The organism is Parabacteroides acidifaciens (assembly GCF_003363715.1).
GTDB lineage: Bacteria > Bacteroidota > Bacteroidia > Bacteroidales > Tannerellaceae > Parabacteroides > Parabacteroides acidifaciens.
Window position 1 is genome coordinate 1 of sequence record NZ_QREV01000126.1, and the last position, 967, is coordinate 967.

The following is a 967-nucleotide window of genomic DNA, read 5'->3' on the forward strand; positions in this document are numbered from 1 at the left end:
TCCTTGAGATATTTGGAACGCCGTCCGTTTTATTTTCAAATATTCGATTCTCCGGGAGTTAAGCTTTATCACTTTGCTGGTGTTTCTGGTTTTCGGTAATCAAATTGCACACTTTTCGGGATGGTCTCGGCAGCTTATTTCGCCTGCTGTCAGTCAAAAAGATTAAATCCGTGAAAAAAGTCAATTCAAAATTGATCAAGATTTCGGATGAAATAGAAAAACGGTCAAAAAGGGGGTTCTTGTATTTTTTAGATTATTTTTCCGGACCAGATAGGTAGTTCTGTTAACTTCCCTCAAGCATCGTTTTATGTTTGTAACTACGTAATCCCATATTTCTATAATTGTATATCTACATTTCTATAAAAACTGATTTGTGCTCCCGCAAATATAAATCGACATATCTTCTTTCTTTGATAACAAATCTCAAATTCATTTTCTACCTATGTAGACCCCAACCATATATTCAGGCTTCTAAATCCCTTAGTTTTGGCGTTGGGGGTAGAGGTTAAAAATAGATAATTTTAAATGAGCCGCAAATAGAGGATAAGCAGAGGCGAAACAACCTAAAATGCCGATTTTGCACACTCTTTTGTTAATTAACGACCTTGTTTTTATAAAATACTGTTAGTTTTTAGTTGTTATAATAAATTTATTATTACATTTGCCATCACTTAGGAAGATTTATACATAGTTGGTGTATAAGATTACAAATAGAATAGTGCAAATTAGTTATTTATAAGTTAAACAAAAAAAGTGTGTCTATGAAAAGGTTAACTTTCCTTTTATTCTGCCTATTATTAGGTATTGGGATGGCCAACGCTCAGACGTCGAAAGTGACAGGTACTGTTATTTCGGCAGAAGACAACGAGCCCATCATTGGTGCATCTATAGTTGTTAAAGGTACGACTATAGGTACAGTTACAGATTTTAACGGTACATTTTCTTTAGATGTACCAAGTTCTGCAAA

General features: G+C 34.0%; 1 protein-coding gene. It reads left to right on the plus strand.

Annotated features, from left to right (window positions below; genetic code table 11):
- Positions 1-761 precede the first annotated feature (761 nt).
- Positions 762-967: carboxypeptidase-like regulatory domain-containing protein (locus DWU89_RS20415; protein ID WP_115501453.1), on the plus strand; the 206-nt coding region annotated here is incomplete at its 3' end.